Source organism: uncultured Marixanthomonas sp. (assembly GCF_963974425.1).
Taxonomy (GTDB): domain Bacteria; phylum Bacteroidota; class Bacteroidia; order Flavobacteriales; family Flavobacteriaceae; genus Marixanthomonas.
The window spans coordinates 1-15,965 of the sequence record NZ_CAXBCK010000001.1 but is presented as its reverse complement, the minus strand read 5'-3'; the positions used below and the strand labels follow the sequence as shown (position 1 = coordinate 15,965).

The 15,965-nt window shown below is 35.7% G+C and carries 19 protein-coding genes; 18 read left to right on the top strand and 1 reads right to left on the bottom strand.

All coding sequences use genetic code 11. The features are described 5' to 3' along the window. Positions 1–23: 23 nt before the first annotated feature. The 5 genes from gcvH (at position 24) to AACZ92_RS00075 (ending at position 4,643) form a co-directional block, all read left to right on the top strand. Positions 24–404: a glycine cleavage system protein GcvH gene (gene gcvH, locus AACZ92_RS00095; RefSeq protein ID WP_339695418.1), complete on the top strand. Its 381-nt coding sequence runs from the start codon at positions 24–26 to the stop codon at positions 402–404. Further along, the gene (locus AACZ92_RS00090; protein ID WP_339695415.1) at positions 370–771 is read left to right on the top strand and encodes a VanZ family protein; all 402 of its coding nucleotides are present in this window, start codon (positions 370–372) and stop codon (positions 769–771) included. Before gcvH ends, AACZ92_RS00090 begins: the two co-directional genes overlap by 35 nt. Before the next feature lie 65 nt (positions 772–836). Beyond that, positions 837–1,562 (top strand): energy transducer TonB, encoded by a 726-nt coding sequence (locus AACZ92_RS00085; protein WP_339695412.1) that lies wholly within the window; start codon positions 837–839, stop codon positions 1,560–1,562. A gap of 105 nt (positions 1,563–1,667) precedes the next feature. After that, the gene (locus AACZ92_RS00080; RefSeq protein WP_339695409.1) at positions 1,668–2,459 is read left to right on the top strand and encodes an energy transducer TonB; all 792 of its coding nucleotides are present in this window, start codon (positions 1,668–1,670) and stop codon (positions 2,457–2,459) included. Between the two features lie 93 nt (positions 2,460–2,552). Further along, a complete protein-coding gene (locus AACZ92_RS00075) occupies positions 2,553–4,643 on the top strand; it encodes a gliding motility protein RemB (RefSeq protein ID WP_339695407.1) in 2,091 nt (696 codons plus the stop codon). Positions 4,644–4,665: 22 nt separating this feature from the next. Here the strand turns inward: AACZ92_RS00075 and AACZ92_RS00070 are convergent, their stop codons facing one another. Then, positions 4,666–5,643, bottom strand: a complete 978-nt coding sequence (locus tag AACZ92_RS00070) for an MBL fold metallo-hydrolase (protein WP_339695404.1) — start codon at positions 5,641–5,643, stop codon at positions 4,666–4,668. Between the two features lie 117 nt (positions 5,644–5,760). On the opposite strand from AACZ92_RS00070, the gene cyoE reads away from it, so the two are divergent. From cyoE to AACZ92_RS00005, 13 genes are all read left to right on the top strand, one after another. Then, positions 5,761–6,660 carry a heme o synthase gene (cyoE, locus tag AACZ92_RS00065; RefSeq protein WP_339695401.1) on the top strand — a complete coding sequence of 300 codons (900 nt, stop codon included), beginning with the start codon at positions 5,761–5,763 and terminating at the stop codon, positions 6,658–6,660. Further along, complete coding sequence (locus AACZ92_RS00060) at positions 6,660–7,241, top strand: cytochrome c oxidase subunit 3 (RefSeq protein ID WP_339695398.1); 582 nt, start codon at positions 6,660–6,662, stop codon at positions 7,239–7,241. Before cyoE ends, AACZ92_RS00060 begins: the two co-directional genes overlap by 1 nt. Before the next feature lie 46 nt (positions 7,242–7,287). Next, complete coding sequence (locus AACZ92_RS00055) at positions 7,288–8,268, top strand: cytochrome c oxidase subunit 3 (RefSeq protein ID WP_339695395.1); 981 nt, start codon at positions 7,288–7,290, stop codon at positions 8,266–8,268. 19 nt (positions 8,269–8,287) lie between these two features. After that, a complete protein-coding gene (locus AACZ92_RS00050) occupies positions 8,288–8,674 on the top strand; it encodes a cytochrome C oxidase subunit IV family protein (protein WP_117158673.1) in 387 nt (128 codons plus the stop codon). A 134-nt stretch (positions 8,675–8,808) separates the two neighbouring features. Continuing rightward, positions 8,809–9,468 carry a hypothetical protein gene (locus AACZ92_RS00045; protein ID WP_339695386.1) on the top strand — a complete coding sequence of 220 codons (660 nt, stop codon included), beginning with the start codon at positions 8,809–8,811 and terminating at the stop codon, positions 9,466–9,468. Between the two features lie 29 nt (positions 9,469–9,497). Next, positions 9,498–10,190 carry an SCO family protein gene (locus tag AACZ92_RS00040; protein WP_339695383.1) on the top strand — a complete coding sequence of 231 codons (693 nt, stop codon included), beginning with the start codon at positions 9,498–9,500 and terminating at the stop codon, positions 10,188–10,190. A 1-nt stretch (position 10,191) separates the two neighbouring features. Further along, positions 10,192–10,722 carry a DUF420 domain-containing protein gene (locus tag AACZ92_RS00035; RefSeq protein ID WP_339695380.1) on the top strand — a complete coding sequence of 177 codons (531 nt, stop codon included), beginning with the start codon at positions 10,192–10,194 and terminating at the stop codon, positions 10,720–10,722. A gap of 4 nt (positions 10,723–10,726) precedes the next feature. After that, entirely contained in the window at positions 10,727–10,951 is a 225-nt protein-coding gene (locus AACZ92_RS00030) for a hypothetical protein (protein ID WP_339695378.1), read from the top strand. Between the two features lie 140 nt (positions 10,952–11,091). Next, the gene (locus AACZ92_RS00025) at positions 11,092–11,814 is read left to right on the top strand and encodes an ABC transporter ATP-binding protein (RefSeq protein WP_339695376.1); all 723 of its coding nucleotides are present in this window, start codon (positions 11,092–11,094) and stop codon (positions 11,812–11,814) included. Continuing rightward, entirely contained in the window at positions 11,807–13,051 is a 1,245-nt protein-coding gene (locus AACZ92_RS00020) for an ABC transporter permease (RefSeq protein WP_339695373.1), read from the top strand. Before AACZ92_RS00025 ends, AACZ92_RS00020 begins: the two co-directional genes overlap by 8 nt. A 1-nt stretch (position 13,052) precedes the next feature. Beyond that, positions 13,053–14,318, top strand: coding sequence for an ABC transporter permease (locus tag AACZ92_RS00015; protein WP_339695742.1), 1,266 nt, complete (start codon positions 13,053–13,055; stop codon positions 14,316–14,318). A 47-nt stretch (positions 14,319–14,365) separates the two neighbouring features. Beyond that, positions 14,366–15,520, top strand: coding sequence for an efflux RND transporter periplasmic adaptor subunit (locus AACZ92_RS00010; RefSeq protein WP_339695370.1), 1,155 nt, complete (start codon positions 14,366–14,368; stop codon positions 15,518–15,520). A gap of 62 nt (positions 15,521–15,582) precedes the next feature. Continuing rightward, the coding region (locus AACZ92_RS00005; RefSeq protein ID WP_339695367.1) for a TolC family protein at positions 15,583–15,965 on the top strand (383 nt) is incomplete at its 3' end.

Genomic DNA, 15,965 nt, shown 5'->3' with positions numbered 1-15,965 from the left:
AAACTTTTTAAGAATTATATATTATGAATTTACCAGCAGACCTAAAATACACGAAAGACCACGAATGGATAAAAATTGAAGGCGATATTGCAACGGTTGGTGTAACCGATTTTGCCCAAGGAGAATTGGGAGATATCGTTTATGTGGAAGTAGAAACTGTAGATGAAACTATGGAAAGAGAAGAAGTTTTCGGAACCGTAGAAGCAGTTAAAACGGTATCTGACCTCTTTTTGCCCCTTTCAGGAGAGATTGTGGAGTTCAATGAAAATCTTGAAGAAGAACCAGAGAAAGTTAATTCTGATCCATACGGCGAAGGATGGATGATAAAAATTAAAATATCAAATCCCGAAGAGGTTGAAGATTTATTAGATGCAGCAGCTTATAAAGAGATTATCGGAGCCTAAAACGCTTGGCATACTAGCCATAGCTTATACAGCTTTTATAACCATTATGTTGCTGGTGCCTTCACAAGGCTTGTTGCCTAAACAAGATGGCATCCCGTTTGATAAAGCAGCTCATTTAATTATTAATTGCATATTAATAATGTTTTGGCTTTTGTTTTTTTATATAAAAGAAAACAAAATGATGGCAATAACAACTATATATGCAGTTTTTGCTGTTTGTTTGTTGTATGGCATAATAATTGAAGCCCTACAGTATATGTTTACAACCTATAGACAAGCAGATATGCTTGACGTAGTGGCAAATGTAATAGGACTACTTATAGGTGTAGGCCTTTTTAGAAAGGTAAAAGACAAAATTTACAACTAAATAGTATTTTAGTTTTCAATTGAACTAGAATTTCTATATTTTAGCAATATAATAAATACTCTATTATGGAACCGAAGAAAAACCCTAAAGCGAACATGAATCGCAAGAGCACATTGTTCTTTCAAATAGGAATGATTTTGATGCTTTTGTTAGCATGGCAAGCTATTGAATGGAAAACGTACGATAAATCAGATCTAGACGCCGGAATGGTTGATGTTGGTGATGATCTGGAAGAAGAAGTACCAATTACTCAACAATTAACACCACCACCACCACCACCACCACCACCACCAGCACCTGAAGTGATTGAGGTTGTGGAAGATGAAGAAGAAGTGGAGGAAACCATTATAGAATCTACCGAAGCAAGTCAAGAAGAAGATATCGTTGAAGTAGAAGAAATTGTAGAAGAAGAAGTAGAAGAAGAAATTGCTGATGTACCTTTTGCTGTTATTGAAAACGTACCAGTGTACCCAGGTTGTGAAAACGAAAGTGGAAATAACGCGAAGAAGAGGTGTATGTCAGAAAAAGTACAAAAATTTGTACAGAAAAAATTTGACACAGAGCTTGCTAATGATTTAGGATTGGACGGGAAACAACGTATTTTTGTTCAGTTTAAGATTAACAAAAGTGGTAATATAGTAGATGTACGTGCTCGTGCTCCACACCCAAGATTAGAAAGGGAAGCAGTTGATGTTGTAAAGTCATTACCTAAAATGACACCTGGAAAACAAAGAGGGAAAGCAGTTGGGGTTTTATACTCACTGCCTATCTTATTCCAAGTACAGAACTAAACGCTTTAAATATAGAGTTACAAACGCCTTCAGAAATGAAGGCGTTTTTTATTTGGCATAACCCTTGTATTAGGTTTTATATAGTAACCATTAAATACAACTGTTATGAAATCTTCAAATGAACAACAAGTAAAAAACATTTCAAAAAGAGCCGACAAAAAGAGCATTAACATTCCATGGAATTCAGGTCTTTTTTTTCAATTAGGGATTATAGTCAGTATGGCATTGGTTTTCTTTATTGCTGAAAGCAGTATCGGCTCTACTACTATAAGTAAAGTTCCAGATAATGATTTTTATCTATCAGAACCTGCTATGATGGATTTTGTAGTGGAAGAGCCTATAAAAGAGCTTCCAAAGCCTAAACAAACGCCCATACAAAAACCTAAAAGGCCGAAAATCGCTGTGATAAAAAATACAATTAAAGTAGTAGACAATACAACCCCAACTATAACAGAAACTCCTACTGCAGGAACTGACAGCCCGATTATAAATGTACCTACGTCTCATACTAGCAAACCATCGGAGTCAAAGAAAAAGTATTTTGCGAATACAGTTGAGTTTGTTCCTATATTTCCTGGTTGCGAAGCATTAAAGACAAACAAAGAACGGGTTGCTTGTTTTTCATCAAAAATCAAAACGTTTATAAATAAAAACTTTAAAACTGAACAATTTTCGGGTGCTATCGATAATGGTGAGGTACACCGCATTGATGTTCAATTTCAAATTAATGCCGCTGGGAAAGTAACCGAAATTAAAGCACGGTCTAAATATCAACCTTTTGAAAAAGAAGCCATTCGGGTTATTAATAAACTGCCCGTAATAATTCCGGGTAAACAAGGTGACAGAAGCGTAGATGTGTTGTACAACGTTCCCATTGTTTTTAAAATGGGGTATTAAAATTTTAAAAGCTCTTCTCTTCGAAGGGCTTTTTCTTTTTATCTTTTCAGAAAACGAAAAAACCGTATCTTTCAACAAAATTTGTATCCTACAATGAAGCGTTTTTTTTCAGTTTTGCTCATATTGGCTTGTCTCCCCGCGTTGGCTCAAAAGGTAAGCGGAACCTTTGAAAAATATCCTGTTTTCCCCGAATGCGATAATCAATCCATCGACAACCTTCAAAATTGTTTTGATATGACGTTGCGATCAAAAGTATTTTCAAATTTCAAAGTACCGGAAGTAGTGACTGAGGAGAACTATACAGGCAACGTATCAGTCTTTTTCGAAGTCACAAAAGAAGGAGAGTTTAAAGTACTATATGTTGACGCCATGTACAATGAACTTAAAGAAGAAACGAGACGTGTTTTTGAATCTCTTCCACAGATAAAACCTGCTACCTACAACAGTAATCCTGCTTATGTGCAGTTTACCATGTCTATCCCAATTCCTATCATAGCGGTGCCCGATCAAATGAAAGATGAAGCAGCTGTTTCAGAAACAAAAAAAGTGGAAACCCTTAAAAACGAATACGACAAAATTAAAAACCTACCGTATGACAACGAAGAATATACCAGCCAGATAAACATTCCTTTTTCGCATCATAATTATAGCTTATTCGATCCTGCGTTAAACCGGGTAGGGCAAAACAATCATACTGCACAAAAGCCGTATGTTTATGCTGAAGTTAATAAATACTACAATTTTGAGGCTGAAAACCAAAAGCTGCTAAAGGATAAATCGTCTTGGTTTGGTAAGAAATTGTGGAACGAACATTTGGTTACAATAAAAGATGAAAACTATTGGATTACATTAGATGCTGGAGTCGACCTGCAAGTAGGAAAAGATTTCGATACCGATATTGATACCTATAATAATACGCGTTTGGTTTATACCCAAGGAGGTTTGGGTAAAAACTTCAATTTTTTTGCAGTAATCTATGAAAGCCAAGGGCGCTTTGCTGATTATTTTAACCGCTTTGCTGAAGCTAGAAGACCTGCTGGCGGTAACCCTGCTTTAATACCTGGTCACGGCATAGCTAAAAAATTCAGGAGTGATTCCTATGATTACCCAATTGCAACAGGGCATATTTCTTATGCACCTTCAAAGTATTTTAATTTTCAATTGGGTCACGGAAAAAACTTTTTTGGTGATGGGTATCGATCGTTATTATTAAGCGACAATGCAAGTCCGTATCCATATTTAAAGATAAATACAACTTTCTGGAAACTTAAATACACCAATACTTGGATGTCGCTGCGCGATGTTAGGCCAGAAGTTCAAGATGGGGGGTCGTTTCGCACCAAATTTTTTGCCAATCATTACCTAAGTTACAATGTAACAAAACGGTTGAATATTGGATTGTTTGAATCTGTTGTTTGGGAAAATGATAACGACCGTGGGTTTGATTTTAACTACATAAATCCAGTTATTTTTTACAGGGCTATTGAGTTCTCTACAGGACCGCGTGGTGGAAATGCTTTGATAGGTCTTACTTCAAAATATAAATTTACCGATCGCATAAATGCTTATGGGCAATTGATTATTGATGAATTTTCTTCCAGCGATATTTTTGGAGGCGAGGGAAGTTATAGAAATAAGATTGGTTACCAGCTTGGAGCCAAGTATTACGATGCCTTTGGAGTAGATGGTTTGTATCTACAAGCAGAATACAACCGGGTGCGACCATATACGTATTCGCACAATTCCATTATTTTAAATTATGGGCATAACAACCAATCAATGGCACATACGTTGGGTTCTAATTTTTCAGAATTTATTAGCATTGCTCGGTACCAGAAAGGACGAATTTTTGGGGATTTAAAGTTGATAGTTGCCAAGCGAGGTTTTGAATTCAACACAGAGGAAGATAGCCTCTTTTACGGCGGAAACATCTATGGAACAGAAGACAATCGAGTATCAGATAATGGTAATGAAGTGGCGCAAGGTAACACAGCTGATTTTTTCCACGGCGAATTGCAGGCTGGATATTTAATAAACCCAGCCACGAATCTTAAAATATATGCAAGTTTAATCGTTCGCGATTTTAAACCGGAGGTTGATACTGAAACCGTTTTTGAAAATCAGACTACTTGGTTAAACTTCGGTTTACGCACCGATCTGTTTAATTGGTATTATGATTTTTAAATAAAATAGGATAATCAATTAATTATCTTTTTTTTTCTTTTTTCTCTTTCTGCTGTTGCTTATACTTTTCTTGTAATCGCTCCTCCATACTTCGGTTGTCAACTGGACCTTTTGTCTTTTTTATTTCATTGTAAATAGTCGTGAGCATTTTATCAGTCGAAATAAAACCTTTTCCATACCCCTTTTCGTCATATTGTGAAGTGATATCTTTCATGGCAAGAATGTCTTGAAGCGGTTTTTCTTTTGCGTAATGAAAACTGACTTCTTTATATATGTCTTTAAGCATATTAATGGTAAAAGTAAGATCGTCAATAGATCCTATGCCGCCGTGACCAGGAATAATCTTAGTTTCTTCGTTTATCATCATTTTTATTGTGTTCAGTCCCTTTAAGTATCCATCAATTGAACCGCCGTTTTCGGAATCTATGTAAGGATAGGATCCATTAACAAAAACATCGCCAGTATGTATTACATTGGTTTTTGGAAAATATATAGCTACATCACCATCGGTATGGGCGTTTTCAATATGGAAAGCTTTTATAGTTTCATTGTTATGGTGAAATTCTAAGTTGTTGGTAAAAGTAACCATGGGTAAAGCAGATTCATCAATTTTCTTTTGATCAGAATTTGCGATACTAGCGAGTCGTTCTCGTGCTTTTTCATGCGAGAAAATAACAGCTCCTTCTTTGTTAAACGCCATGTTTCCGCCGGTATGATCACCATGAAAATGAGTGTTAACCAACATTTTAATTGGGTTTTTACTGATTTTTCTAACAGCTTTAAGTATATCTTCTGAAAGTTCTGCGTATTGGTCATCGATCATTAAAATAGATTCTTTTCCGAAGCTTAACCCAATATTACCACCTTTCCCTTGCAGCATGTATACATCGCCATTGACATTAATAATTTTAAGGTTTGTTTTTTCACCTGAGTCGGTTTGTGAAAAAACAACAGTTGTACATAATAGAAGTAATGAAAGGATTGTTTTGTTAATGTTCATCTTTTATGGATTTTATTAGGGTATTAAAATAATAAAAAAGTATAAATAAAGCACTAAGAAAAGATAGAATAAATTGTGGAAATTGGGTAGTTGCTGTATCTTTGCAGCGCAAAAAAAATGAGCTTGTCCGTAACACAAACACAAACTGTTCCTCAAACCCTTGTCAGGAATTTTACCGAGATAACCAAGTTTCGGTTATCAGTCAGTGTGGTATTTTCGTCTGTAGCAGGCTATTTGTTAGGGGCCGAAACTGTTGATTACTATATTTTACTGCTGCTATGCGTGGGAGGTTATTGTATGGTAGGAGCTTCCAATATTTTCAATCAAATTATTGAACGCGATCTGGATGCCTTAATGGATAGGACAAAAGACCGTCCCATTCCAGCTGGCCGGATGCAGGTAAATTCAGCTCTTGTATTAGGAATTGCTTTGACTATTATAGGTTTAGTGGTTTTATATAGTATTAACCCTATTACGGCCATGTTTGGGGCTATTTCAATATTTATGTACGTAAGCTTGTACACGCCACTTAAAACTAAAACTCCCTTGTCGGTATTTATAGGAGCTTTTCCAGGAGCGATACCTTATATGTTGGGGTGGGTTGCAGCTACAAATAACTTCGGTATTGAGCCAGGTACTTTGTTTATGGTGCAGTTTTTTTGGCAATTTCCTCACTTTTGGGCCATAGGGTGGTTTTTGTATGAAGATTATCAAAAAGGAGGCTTCTTTATGTTGCCTACAGGAAAAAGAGATAAAGGAACAGCCATACAAGTGGTTTTGTATACTATTTGGACTGTATTGGCATCATTGATTCCTGCCTTTGGAGTAACTGGTAAACTTTATGTGACCCCAGTAAGTGCTGTAATTATTGGATTATTGGGGGTAGGATTATTATATTATGCTATTCGCCTATTCAAAGAAAAAACAAATAAAGCTGCCAAACAGCTAATGTTGGCAAGTGTTAGTTATATTACACTACTGCAGGTGGTGTATGTGCTAGATAAATTTATACGATAATGGATTATACGGAAGGGACCGAACAACATAAAATAAAGCGTGCCAAAAAAATGATGCTTTGGTTTGGCATTATAAGTCTGTCAATGAGTTTTGCTGGGCTTACTAGTGCTTATGTAGTAAGTAAAGAGCGACCAGATTGGTTAACCGATTTTCAAATTCCGCAGGCGTTTTATAGTAGCCTTGTAGTAATTTTATTAAGTAGTATTACGGTTCATTTAGCGAAAATGGCCATAACCAAAGAACAAAATAAAAAGGGAATGCTCTTTTTAATAGCTACTCTTTTATTAGGATCGGCTTTTGTTTTTTTCCAGTTTAGAGGCTTTTCACAGATAATAGCAAATGGATATTATTTTACTGGAAGCGAAAGTACTATTACTACCTCGTTTATTTATTTAGTGGTGTTATTGCACCTAGCCCACGTTAGTGCGGCGCTAATTTCAATACTAGTTGTAATTTATAATCATTATAAACTAAAATATACAAACGGCAAAACCCTTGGAATTGAACTAGCTGCTACTTTTTGGCATTTTGTTGATATACTATGGATTTACCTGTTTTTGTTTTTCTATTTCGTTAGATAAAAATTAATCGTATTTTTGAACCCTATTTTTAAACCAAATTCTTTGTATGGAAGCTACCGTTGTTGAAACAGGTACCGAAGGAAAAACTTGGGGAGGAGGTAACCGACCATTAAAAGCCAGTTATGGCAAAATGATGATGTGGTTCTTTATTGTCTCTGATGCCCTTACTTTTTCAGGATTTCTTGCCGCTTATGGATTCTCAAGATTCAAATTTATAGACTCTTGGCCAATAGCCGATGAAGTGTTTACACACTTTCCTTTTTTACATGGTGTAGAAGCACCTATGTATTATGTGGCTTTTATGACTTTCATACTGATATTCTCATCGGTTACGATGGTGTTGGCGGTAGATGCAGGGCATAAAATGCAAAAAAGTAAGGTAACCTTTTATATGTTCCTAACAATCATTGGAGGTCTTATTTTCGTAGGTTCTCAAGCTTGGGAATGGAATACTTTCATTAAAGGAGAATATGGTGCGGTAGAAACTAATGGAGGTAAAATTCTTCAATTTTTAAATACAGAAGGAGAGCGTGTGGCTCTTGCAGATTTTGCAACACACATTCCAACAGCTCGACAAGTTCATAATGAAAGTGAAGGGGTTTGGTATAATGCCGAACCAACACAAACATCTTTTACTTTTGAAGAAGTGAAAGCTGGATTCTTGGCTAATGATAATTTATTAGTTAGAACACAATACCTTAATGAACACGGAGAGCCTACTGTGCTTTCTAGAAAAGAGTCTGTTGATAAAATAGCGAATGACGGAAAACTAGTGGTAGAAGGTGCAAACCTTAAACATAATGAATATGGTCCACCACTATTTGCAGATTTCTTTTTCTTTATAACAGGTTTCCACGGTTTTCACGTTTTCTCAGGAATTGTAATTAATATTATTATATTCTTTAATGTGGTTATTGGTACTTACGAAAGAAGAGGAAGTTACGAAATGGTTGAAAAAGTAGGTCTATATTGGCACTTTGTAGATCTTGTATGGGTGTTTGTATTTACATTCTTTTACCTTGTTTAAGCAGCTTAAAAATTAAAAAATGGCACACGACAATCATAATTTAGCAATCTTTAGAGGAGCAGTTAAGTTTAAAAGTAACCAACAGAAAATATGGGGCGTCTTCGTTTTCCTTTCTATAGTTACTATAATAGAAGTTGTATTAGGTATTATTAAACCAGCATCTTTAACCGAGAATACATTCTTGGCAATGAAACTGCTAAACTGGGTGTTTATAATACTTACAATTGTTAAGGCATATTATATTACTTGGGACTTTATGCACATGCGCGACGAGAAATCTGGTTTACGTCGTTCAGTAGTATGGACAGCTATTTTCTTAATAGCTTACCTTATATTGATATTATTAATTGAAGGGGATTATATTTATGAAGTGTATAAAAACGGAGCGGTTAAATTTGACTTCTAGCCTTTTCTATAAATCTATATAAAAAAGTCCGGTGATAAACCGGACTTTTTGTTTTTAGAGTATTTAAAAATTAACTTTAAAAGATTGCCCATACACCTTTTACCCTGTATTTTTGCATTCCAAAATATGATGTTATGAAGCAACATTCGTTCAAGAAATATTTGGTTATTTTTATTTTGTTTGCCCTACCTATTACGGCCTATATGTTTTTTGCTTCTGGCGTTAATAACTTTGCGAAACTTCCTACTTTAACAAAGTCTGTACAGAGCCTCAATGAATTTAAATTGAAAGACGGTACTCCAGTGCATTTGGAAAATAACATTACAGTTTTAGGGTTCTTTGGTAAAGATCCAATGGTAGCTAAAGTGGGGGCTTATAACTTGGCTCATAAAATCTATAAAAAAAACCATGAGTTTAAAGACTTCCAGATTATTTTTATAGTTCCTGAAGAAGCAAAACAACAATCTCTAGAGTTAGAAACTAAGTTAGCTGAAATTGTAGATACAGACCACTGGAAATTCGCCTATGGTTCTCCACAAGCAATCGAAACTGTCTTCACTTCCCTACAAAGTAACTTTGATTTAAATAGCTCTTTGGCTACTCCTTATGTTTTTATAATAGATAAGGAACAAAACTTACGTGGAAGAAACGAAGATGAAGATGTAGGTAAGTTGTATGGTTATGACTCTAGGGAAATAGCTGAGATTAATAACAAAATGAGCGACGATATTAAAATAGTGTTGGCAGAATATCGTTTGGCTTTAAAGAAAAATAATGCCAAACGGGAAATTTAAATTTGTACTAAACTTAAAGAGTATATATTTTGAAAAAGTATTCATACATAGGGATTACCGCCATTATATTAATTTTTGGGATATGGGCTATTCCAAAAATAATCGATCGCTTAAGCCACGGAGATGTTGTTGAAAATGATCGGATGAGTAATAAAGCGAATATCTCAGGTATTTCTAATAGCGCTGATGAAAATGAGATGGTTACTATCAATAAAATCCCTGATTTTAAGTTCGTAAATCAAAATAACGACACTATTTCAAACAAAGATTACCAAGGGAAAGTGTATGTAGTTGAATTCTTCTTTTCTACCTGCCCAAGCATCTGTCCCGTTATGAATACGAATATGCTAAAAGTGGAAGAGGTTTTTAAAAATGAAAATGATTTTGGAATTGCTTCTTTTACTATTGATCCCGAACACGATACACCACAGGTTTTAAAAGAATATGCTGATAGTTATGGTGTCGAGCATCCGCATTGGAATTTTCTTACTGGAAACAAAAAAGACATTTTAAAGCTTTCTAATGATGGTTTTAAGCTATACGCCGCTGAAAGCCCTGAGGCAGAAGGTGGTTTTGAGCATTCAGGAATGTTCGCTCTTATAGATAAAGAAGGTAATATCCGTTCTAGAATCGATAAAAACGGAAATCCGATTATCTATTACAATGGCTTAGAAGAGGAAGGCATACAGATGCTAATTGAAGATATTAAAAAATTATTGTAGCATGTCACAAAATACTTCAAAAAGCACAAAAAGATATAATATCTGGATTTGGATACTGTCTATAGTTATTCCTATTGTGGTTGCGGTCCTCTTTACCGTGCGGATACCAGGGGTGGAGAGGCTTGATTTTTTACCGCCAATCTATGCAACAACTAATGCCATTACGGCTATTTTGTTGGTTCTAGCTGTTATTCAAATAAAAAAAGGGAATCGCAATACGCATGAGTTGTTAATGAAATCGAGTATTGTTTTATCGGCATTATTTCTAATAATGTATGTAATCTACCATATGACTTCAGATTCTACTCCTTATGGAGGGGAAGGAGCAATACGGTATGTATATTTCTTTATTTTAATAACTCACATTGTATTATCAATTACTGTTATACCTTTTGTATTGTTAACGTATGTCCGGGCAATTTCAGGGCAATTTCAAAAGCATAAAAAAATAGCAAGAATAACCTTTCCTCTTTGGTTGTATGTTGCAGTAACTGGAGTAATCGTGTATCTAATGATTTCTCCTTATTATTAAGATTATGAAAACTAAATTTTTTGTACTCATATTTATTCTATTTGTAGTAGTTCTTCCCGCAGATGCTCAATGTGCAATGTGTCGTGCAGTTTTAGAAAATGAAGACGGAGGCAGTGCGGCCAAAGGGATTAACAATGGTATTGTGTACCTTATGATTTTTCCTTACTTATTAATTGGCGGTATTGGTTATGCTATTTACAAAATGCGGAAAAAAGCAAAAAAAGCTTAAAATTAACATCGAGCCTGTAACAAAAAGGTTTTAAAATAGTCTTATATACAAAGACTCTTGCCAACCAAGCCTGTAAGTCTTATCAAAAATTTCACAAATTAATCCTTTAATAGTATTTCTTTGTGTTTTATTTATTTACTATGATAGAAATCAAAGACTTACATAAATCATATCACATGGGGAGCAATTCGCTTCACGTTTTAAAAGGGATAAATTTTAATGTTTCTGAAGGAGAGATGGTTTCTATTATGGGGTCGTCAGGTTCAGGAAAATCTACTTTACTCAACATTTTGGGTATTTTGGATGAAGCCGATGAAGGTACTTACCACTTAGATGGTACCGAAATTAAAAATCTTAATGAGCGAGTAGCCGCAAAATACAGAAACAAATTTCTTGGTTTTATTTTTCAGTCGTTTAACCTTATCAATTATAAGTCTGCGCTGGATAATGTTGCTATGCCGCTATACTATCAAGGTGAAAAAAGGAATACTCGTACCGAAAAAGCGATGCATTATCTGGAAAAAGTAGGATTGGCAAATTGGGCCGGTCATTTACCTAATGAACTTTCTGGTGGTCAAAAACAACGTGTAGCGATTGCTCGCGCACTTGCCAGCGACCCCAAGGTGCTATTAGCAGATGAGCCTACCGGAGCATTAGACACGAAGACTTCTTATGAAGTAATGGAATTAATACAAGGCATTAACGATGAAGGCAAAACTATTTTGGTCGTAACTCACGAAGACGATATAGCTCATATGACCAAACGTATCGTAAACTTGCAAGATGGTATTATTTTAGATGATTCCGTAGTCAAACAAGTGCGCGCTAAAGAAGCAAAAGAAAAAGCATTGGCTCATGTTTAATTTAGAGCGCTGGCAAGAAATATTCGAAACAATCCGCAAAAATAAATTGCGGACTTTCTTAACGGGTCTTTCCGTCGCTTCAGGTATTTTTATATTAGTCATACTCTTGGCAATTGGGCAAGGAATGCAAAATGGTATCTCTTCGGAATTTGAAAACGATGCTGCAAATAGAATTCAGGTATGGGCAAATGTTACTTCAGAAGAATATAAAGGGATGAACCCTGGTCGCCGTATACAGTTAGATAACCAAGATTACGAGTTGGCCGAAGCCAAAAATAGCGATAAGCTGGAATACAAATCAGGGGTTTTTAGTAATTGGGGTGTCTTAACATCCTATAATGGTGAAACAGGGTCGTACCGAGTTGAAGGTGTTCGTGGTGATTATCAATTCTTGGAAAATGAAAGCATTGTTGCGGGGCGTTACATCAATCAAAGTGATTTAGATGGATATGAAAAAGTAACCATTTTAGGAAATCGGGTTTATCAAGATCTCTTTAAAGGAAAAAATGCCATTGGGGAGTATATTTCAATTACAGGAATAAAGTTTAAAGTAGTTGGTATTTATACAGATCCGGGTGGAGAACGCGAAGAAACACGAATGTTTATTCCGCTAACGACGGCACAACGGGTTTTTAACGCAGGAAATAACTTGCGTTCCTTGGTTTTTACATTAAAACCTGAAGATAAATTTGAAGATGCCGTGGCTGCTTCCGAAGCATTCTCCAATCAATTAGAAAGTGATCTTAAAACGCGTCATACTGTTGCTCCCACTGATGAACGTGCTATAAACGTCAATAACTCTTTAGAAAACGCAAAACGATTTTACGACCTTATGGATATGATTCGTTATTTCTTTTGGGGTGTTGGTATTTGCACCATCATTGCTGGAGTTGTAGGTGTAAGTAACATCATGCTCATTATTGTAAAAGAGCGTACTAAAGAAATTGGTATACGGAAAGCTATTGGCGCACAACCCTTGTCTATAATAGGAATGATTTTACACGAATCGGTTTTTGTAACCGCCATTGCTGGATTTATTGGTTTAATTTCTGGCCTACTCCTAATCGAGTTTGTGGGCCCATTGATAGAAACCAATTTTATAAGCAATCCATCAGTAGATTTTGGTGTAGCCATCACTACGGTTATTATTCTGGTAATCGCAGGAGCCATTGCTGGATTTTTTCCTGCCTATAGAGCCTCAATTATTAAACCCATAGTAGCATTACGTGATGAGTAAGATATTTAGCAGGGATAGTTGGAGCGAAATAATACAAGCGCTAAGTTCAAATTGGTTTAGGACGATTTTGACTGCCTTTGGCGTCTTATGGGGCATCTTTATCCTCGTTATATTATTAGCTGCTGGTAATGGTCTTGAAAATGGCGTTAAACAAGGATTTAGCGGAATGGCGACTAACTCTATGTTTATGTGGGCCCAAACAGCATCAAAACCCTACAAGGGATTGCCAAAAGGCCGTCGGTACAATTTTAAAACAGGAGATGTGGCTGCCATAAAACAAAACGTGCCAAATCTACGCTACGTTTCTCCTCGAAATCAGCTTGGTGGCTTTAGAGGTGCTAACAACGTTACTCGTGGTTTAAAAACCGGGGCGTACAATGTATATGGTGATTATCCTGAAATTATAAAACAACAGCCCATGGATATTACTTCTGGGCGGTTTATAAATTATTCTGATATTAATGAAAAACGTAAAGTAGCCATTATAGGGGAATCTGTGAAAACAGGATTGTATGATCCAGGTGAAGAGCCTATAGGGACCTATATAAAAATCAATGGTGTAAACTTTATGGTAATTGGCACTTATAAAAAGAAATCAAACGGTGGAGGAGATGCGGAAGAGGCTCAAAAAGAAATTTATGTTCCGTTCACTTCTTTTTCACAAGCTTTTAATATGGGCGAAACGGTAGGCTGGATGGCTATTACTGCTCAAGATGGATCTTCTATTACTAAGTTGAAAGAACAAGTATTCGATGTTATAAAACTGCGACACTCCATTCATCCTGAAGATGATCGTGCAGTGGGTAATTTCGATTTATATGAAGAGTATAGTAAAATAAATGGCCTCTTTGTAGCACTTAATTTTGTAGCCTACTTTGTGGGTATACTAGTATTGCTCTCTGGAATAATCGGGATAAGTAATATTATGTTGATTGTAGTAAAAGAACGAACTAAAGAAATAGGCATCCGTCGAGCGTTGGGAGCAACGCCTTGGAGTATCCGTTCTCAGGTGTTATTAGAATCAATTTTCTTAACCATTATTTCAGGAATGGCTGGTATTGTTTTGGCTTCCGGAGTTTTGGCACTCGTTAATTATGTTATGGAAGGAATGGACACTAGTGAAATGATGTTCTTAAACCCTTCAGTAAATATAGGTGTGGTAATGATTGCGCTAATAATATTGATAGTTTCAGGATTATTGGCAGGGTTAATACCTGCACAAAATGCAATAAAAGTAAAACCCGTAGATGCGCTACGGACTGAATAAATTAAACGTTTAACCTTTAAAAATACCGGTTTGCACCGGCATTCAAGATGAAAAAAACAGGAACTATTGTAATTCTCGTTGGTATTGTACTGCTATTTTCCGTGGCTATGTTTTGGTTATGGCAAAAAAATGCAGAAGACCCTATTGTTTATGAAACGCAATCGCCTACAACTGATAGTATTATAAAAAAGACCGTAGCAACAGGAAGTATTGTGCCTAAAGAAGAAGTGTTGATCAAACCAAATATTTCAGGTATTATAGATCAAATTTTTGTTGAAGCGGGGAATACTGTGGAGCGTGGTGATTTAATAGCAAAGGTTAAGGTGGTTCCTAATGTTTCATCTTTAACTAGTGCAAAAAACAATATTAATGCTGCCCGTACACAAGTGGAAACGGCGCGATTGGCTTTTGAAAACCAAAAAAGTATTTACAATCGTCAAAAAGAATTATTTGAAAAAGGCGTAGTTTCGGCGAATGAGTTTGACAATGCACAATTAGCATATAATCAAGCACAACAACGTTTTAAGCAAGAAGAAGTAAATCTTACGGGAGCTCGCCAAAACTACGATATTGTAAAAACGGGTACTACCAGCGGTTTAGGGGCTTCAGCAAATACCGAAATTAAAGCTACTGTTTCAGGGATGATACTTGATGTTCCCGTAAAAACAGGAAATCAGGTAATCGAGGCGAACAACTTTAACGATGGTACTACCATTGCTACTCTGGCCGATGTGGATAAAATGATTTTTGAAGGAAAAGTAGATGAAAGCGAAGTAGGAAAAATTAAAGAAGGTCTTCCTCTGGAAATTACTGTCGGAGCTATTGAAAATCAGAAATTCGATGCGGTGTTAGACTATATTGCTCCAAAAGGTGTAGACGAAAACGGTGCCATTCAATTTGAAATTAAAGGAACTTTAAAGAGAATCGATACTACCACTTTTATTCGTGCTGGTTTAAGTGCCAACGCTTCTATTATTTTAGCGCGTGCAGATGATGTTATGGCAATTAATGAAGCTTTAGTTCAGTATGATTCTAAAACACAACAACCCTATGTTGAAGTTGAAACTGGTGATCAAGAATTTAAACGAAAAGATGTTGAATTGGGTGTGAGTGACGGAATAAAAGTAGAGGTGTTAAGTGGAATTTCAAAAGAAGATAAAATCAAGGTTTGGAACCAAATAAAACCTGCACAATCTATGTAAAGAGAATAGGTTTTATATATTTTTTTAAAATACCTGTAACACTTTCAAGAAACTAAAGACTTATGCATCAACTACAATCAAATATGAAAAAATTAGCGGTTATAGTATTACTTCTTGCTTTCGGATTTACCGGGCAAGCCCAAGATAATAAAGAATGGACTTTAACAGAATGTGTTGAATATGCGTTGGAGAACAATATTTCCATAAAGCAAAGTCAGTTAGACGTTAGAGTTACCGATACGGAAAAACTAGAAGCGATAGGTAATTTTGTTCCTTCTTTAAATGGTAATGCATCTTACACTACCAATACAGGAGCAAGTATTAACCCAGTAACCAATGCTTTTGAAAATGAAACATTCTCATCATTTACCACGGGTATTAATTCAAGTTTGACTTTGTTTGATGGATTACGAAATGTTCGCGAATTGCAACGCTCCAAGCTTTC

What these genes read in the sequence shown, in the direction of transcription:
- AACZ92_RS00035 (WP_339695380.1), top strand. Translation starts at nt 10,192, where the DNA reads ATGTCACAAAATACTTCAAAAAGCACAAAAAGATATAATATCTGGATT.
- gcvH (WP_339695418.1), top strand. Translation starts at nt 24, where the DNA reads ATGAATTTACCAGCAGACCTAAAATACACGAAAGACCACGAATGGATA.
- AACZ92_RS00020 (WP_339695373.1), top strand. Translation starts at nt 11,807, where the DNA reads ATGTTTAATTTAGAGCGCTGGCAAGAAATATTCGAAACAATCCGCAAA.
- AACZ92_RS00090 (WP_339695415.1), top strand. Translation starts at nt 370, where the DNA reads ATGCAGCAGCTTATAAAGAGATTATCGGAGCCTAAAACGCTTGGCATA.
- AACZ92_RS00060 (WP_339695398.1), top strand. Translation starts at nt 6,660, where the DNA reads ATGGATTATACGGAAGGGACCGAACAACATAAAATAAAGCGTGCCAAA.
- AACZ92_RS00085 (WP_339695412.1), top strand. Translation starts at nt 837, where the DNA reads ATGGAACCGAAGAAAAACCCTAAAGCGAACATGAATCGCAAGAGCACA.
- AACZ92_RS00025 (WP_339695376.1), top strand. Translation starts at nt 11,092, where the DNA reads ATGATAGAAATCAAAGACTTACATAAATCATATCACATGGGGAGCAAT.
- AACZ92_RS00010 (WP_339695370.1), top strand. Translation starts at nt 14,366, where the DNA reads ATGAAAAAAACAGGAACTATTGTAATTCTCGTTGGTATTGTACTGCTA.
- AACZ92_RS00070 (WP_339695404.1), bottom strand. Translation starts at nt 5,643, where the DNA reads ATGAACATTAACAAAACAATCCTTTCATTACTTCTATTATGTACAACT.
- AACZ92_RS00050 (WP_117158673.1), top strand. Translation starts at nt 8,288, where the DNA reads ATGGCACACGACAATCATAATTTAGCAATCTTTAGAGGAGCAGTTAAG.
- AACZ92_RS00080 (WP_339695409.1), top strand. Translation starts at nt 1,668, where the DNA reads ATGAAATCTTCAAATGAACAACAAGTAAAAAACATTTCAAAAAGAGCC.
- AACZ92_RS00045 (WP_339695386.1), top strand. Translation starts at nt 8,809, where the DNA reads ATGAAGCAACATTCGTTCAAGAAATATTTGGTTATTTTTATTTTGTTT.
- AACZ92_RS00055 (WP_339695395.1), top strand. Translation starts at nt 7,288, where the DNA reads ATGGAAGCTACCGTTGTTGAAACAGGTACCGAAGGAAAAACTTGGGGA.
- cyoE (WP_339695401.1), top strand. Translation starts at nt 5,761, where the DNA reads ATGAGCTTGTCCGTAACACAAACACAAACTGTTCCTCAAACCCTTGTC.
- AACZ92_RS00030 (WP_339695378.1), top strand. Translation starts at nt 10,727, where the DNA reads ATGAAAACTAAATTTTTTGTACTCATATTTATTCTATTTGTAGTAGTT.
- AACZ92_RS00075 (WP_339695407.1), top strand. Translation starts at nt 2,553, where the DNA reads ATGAAGCGTTTTTTTTCAGTTTTGCTCATATTGGCTTGTCTCCCCGCG.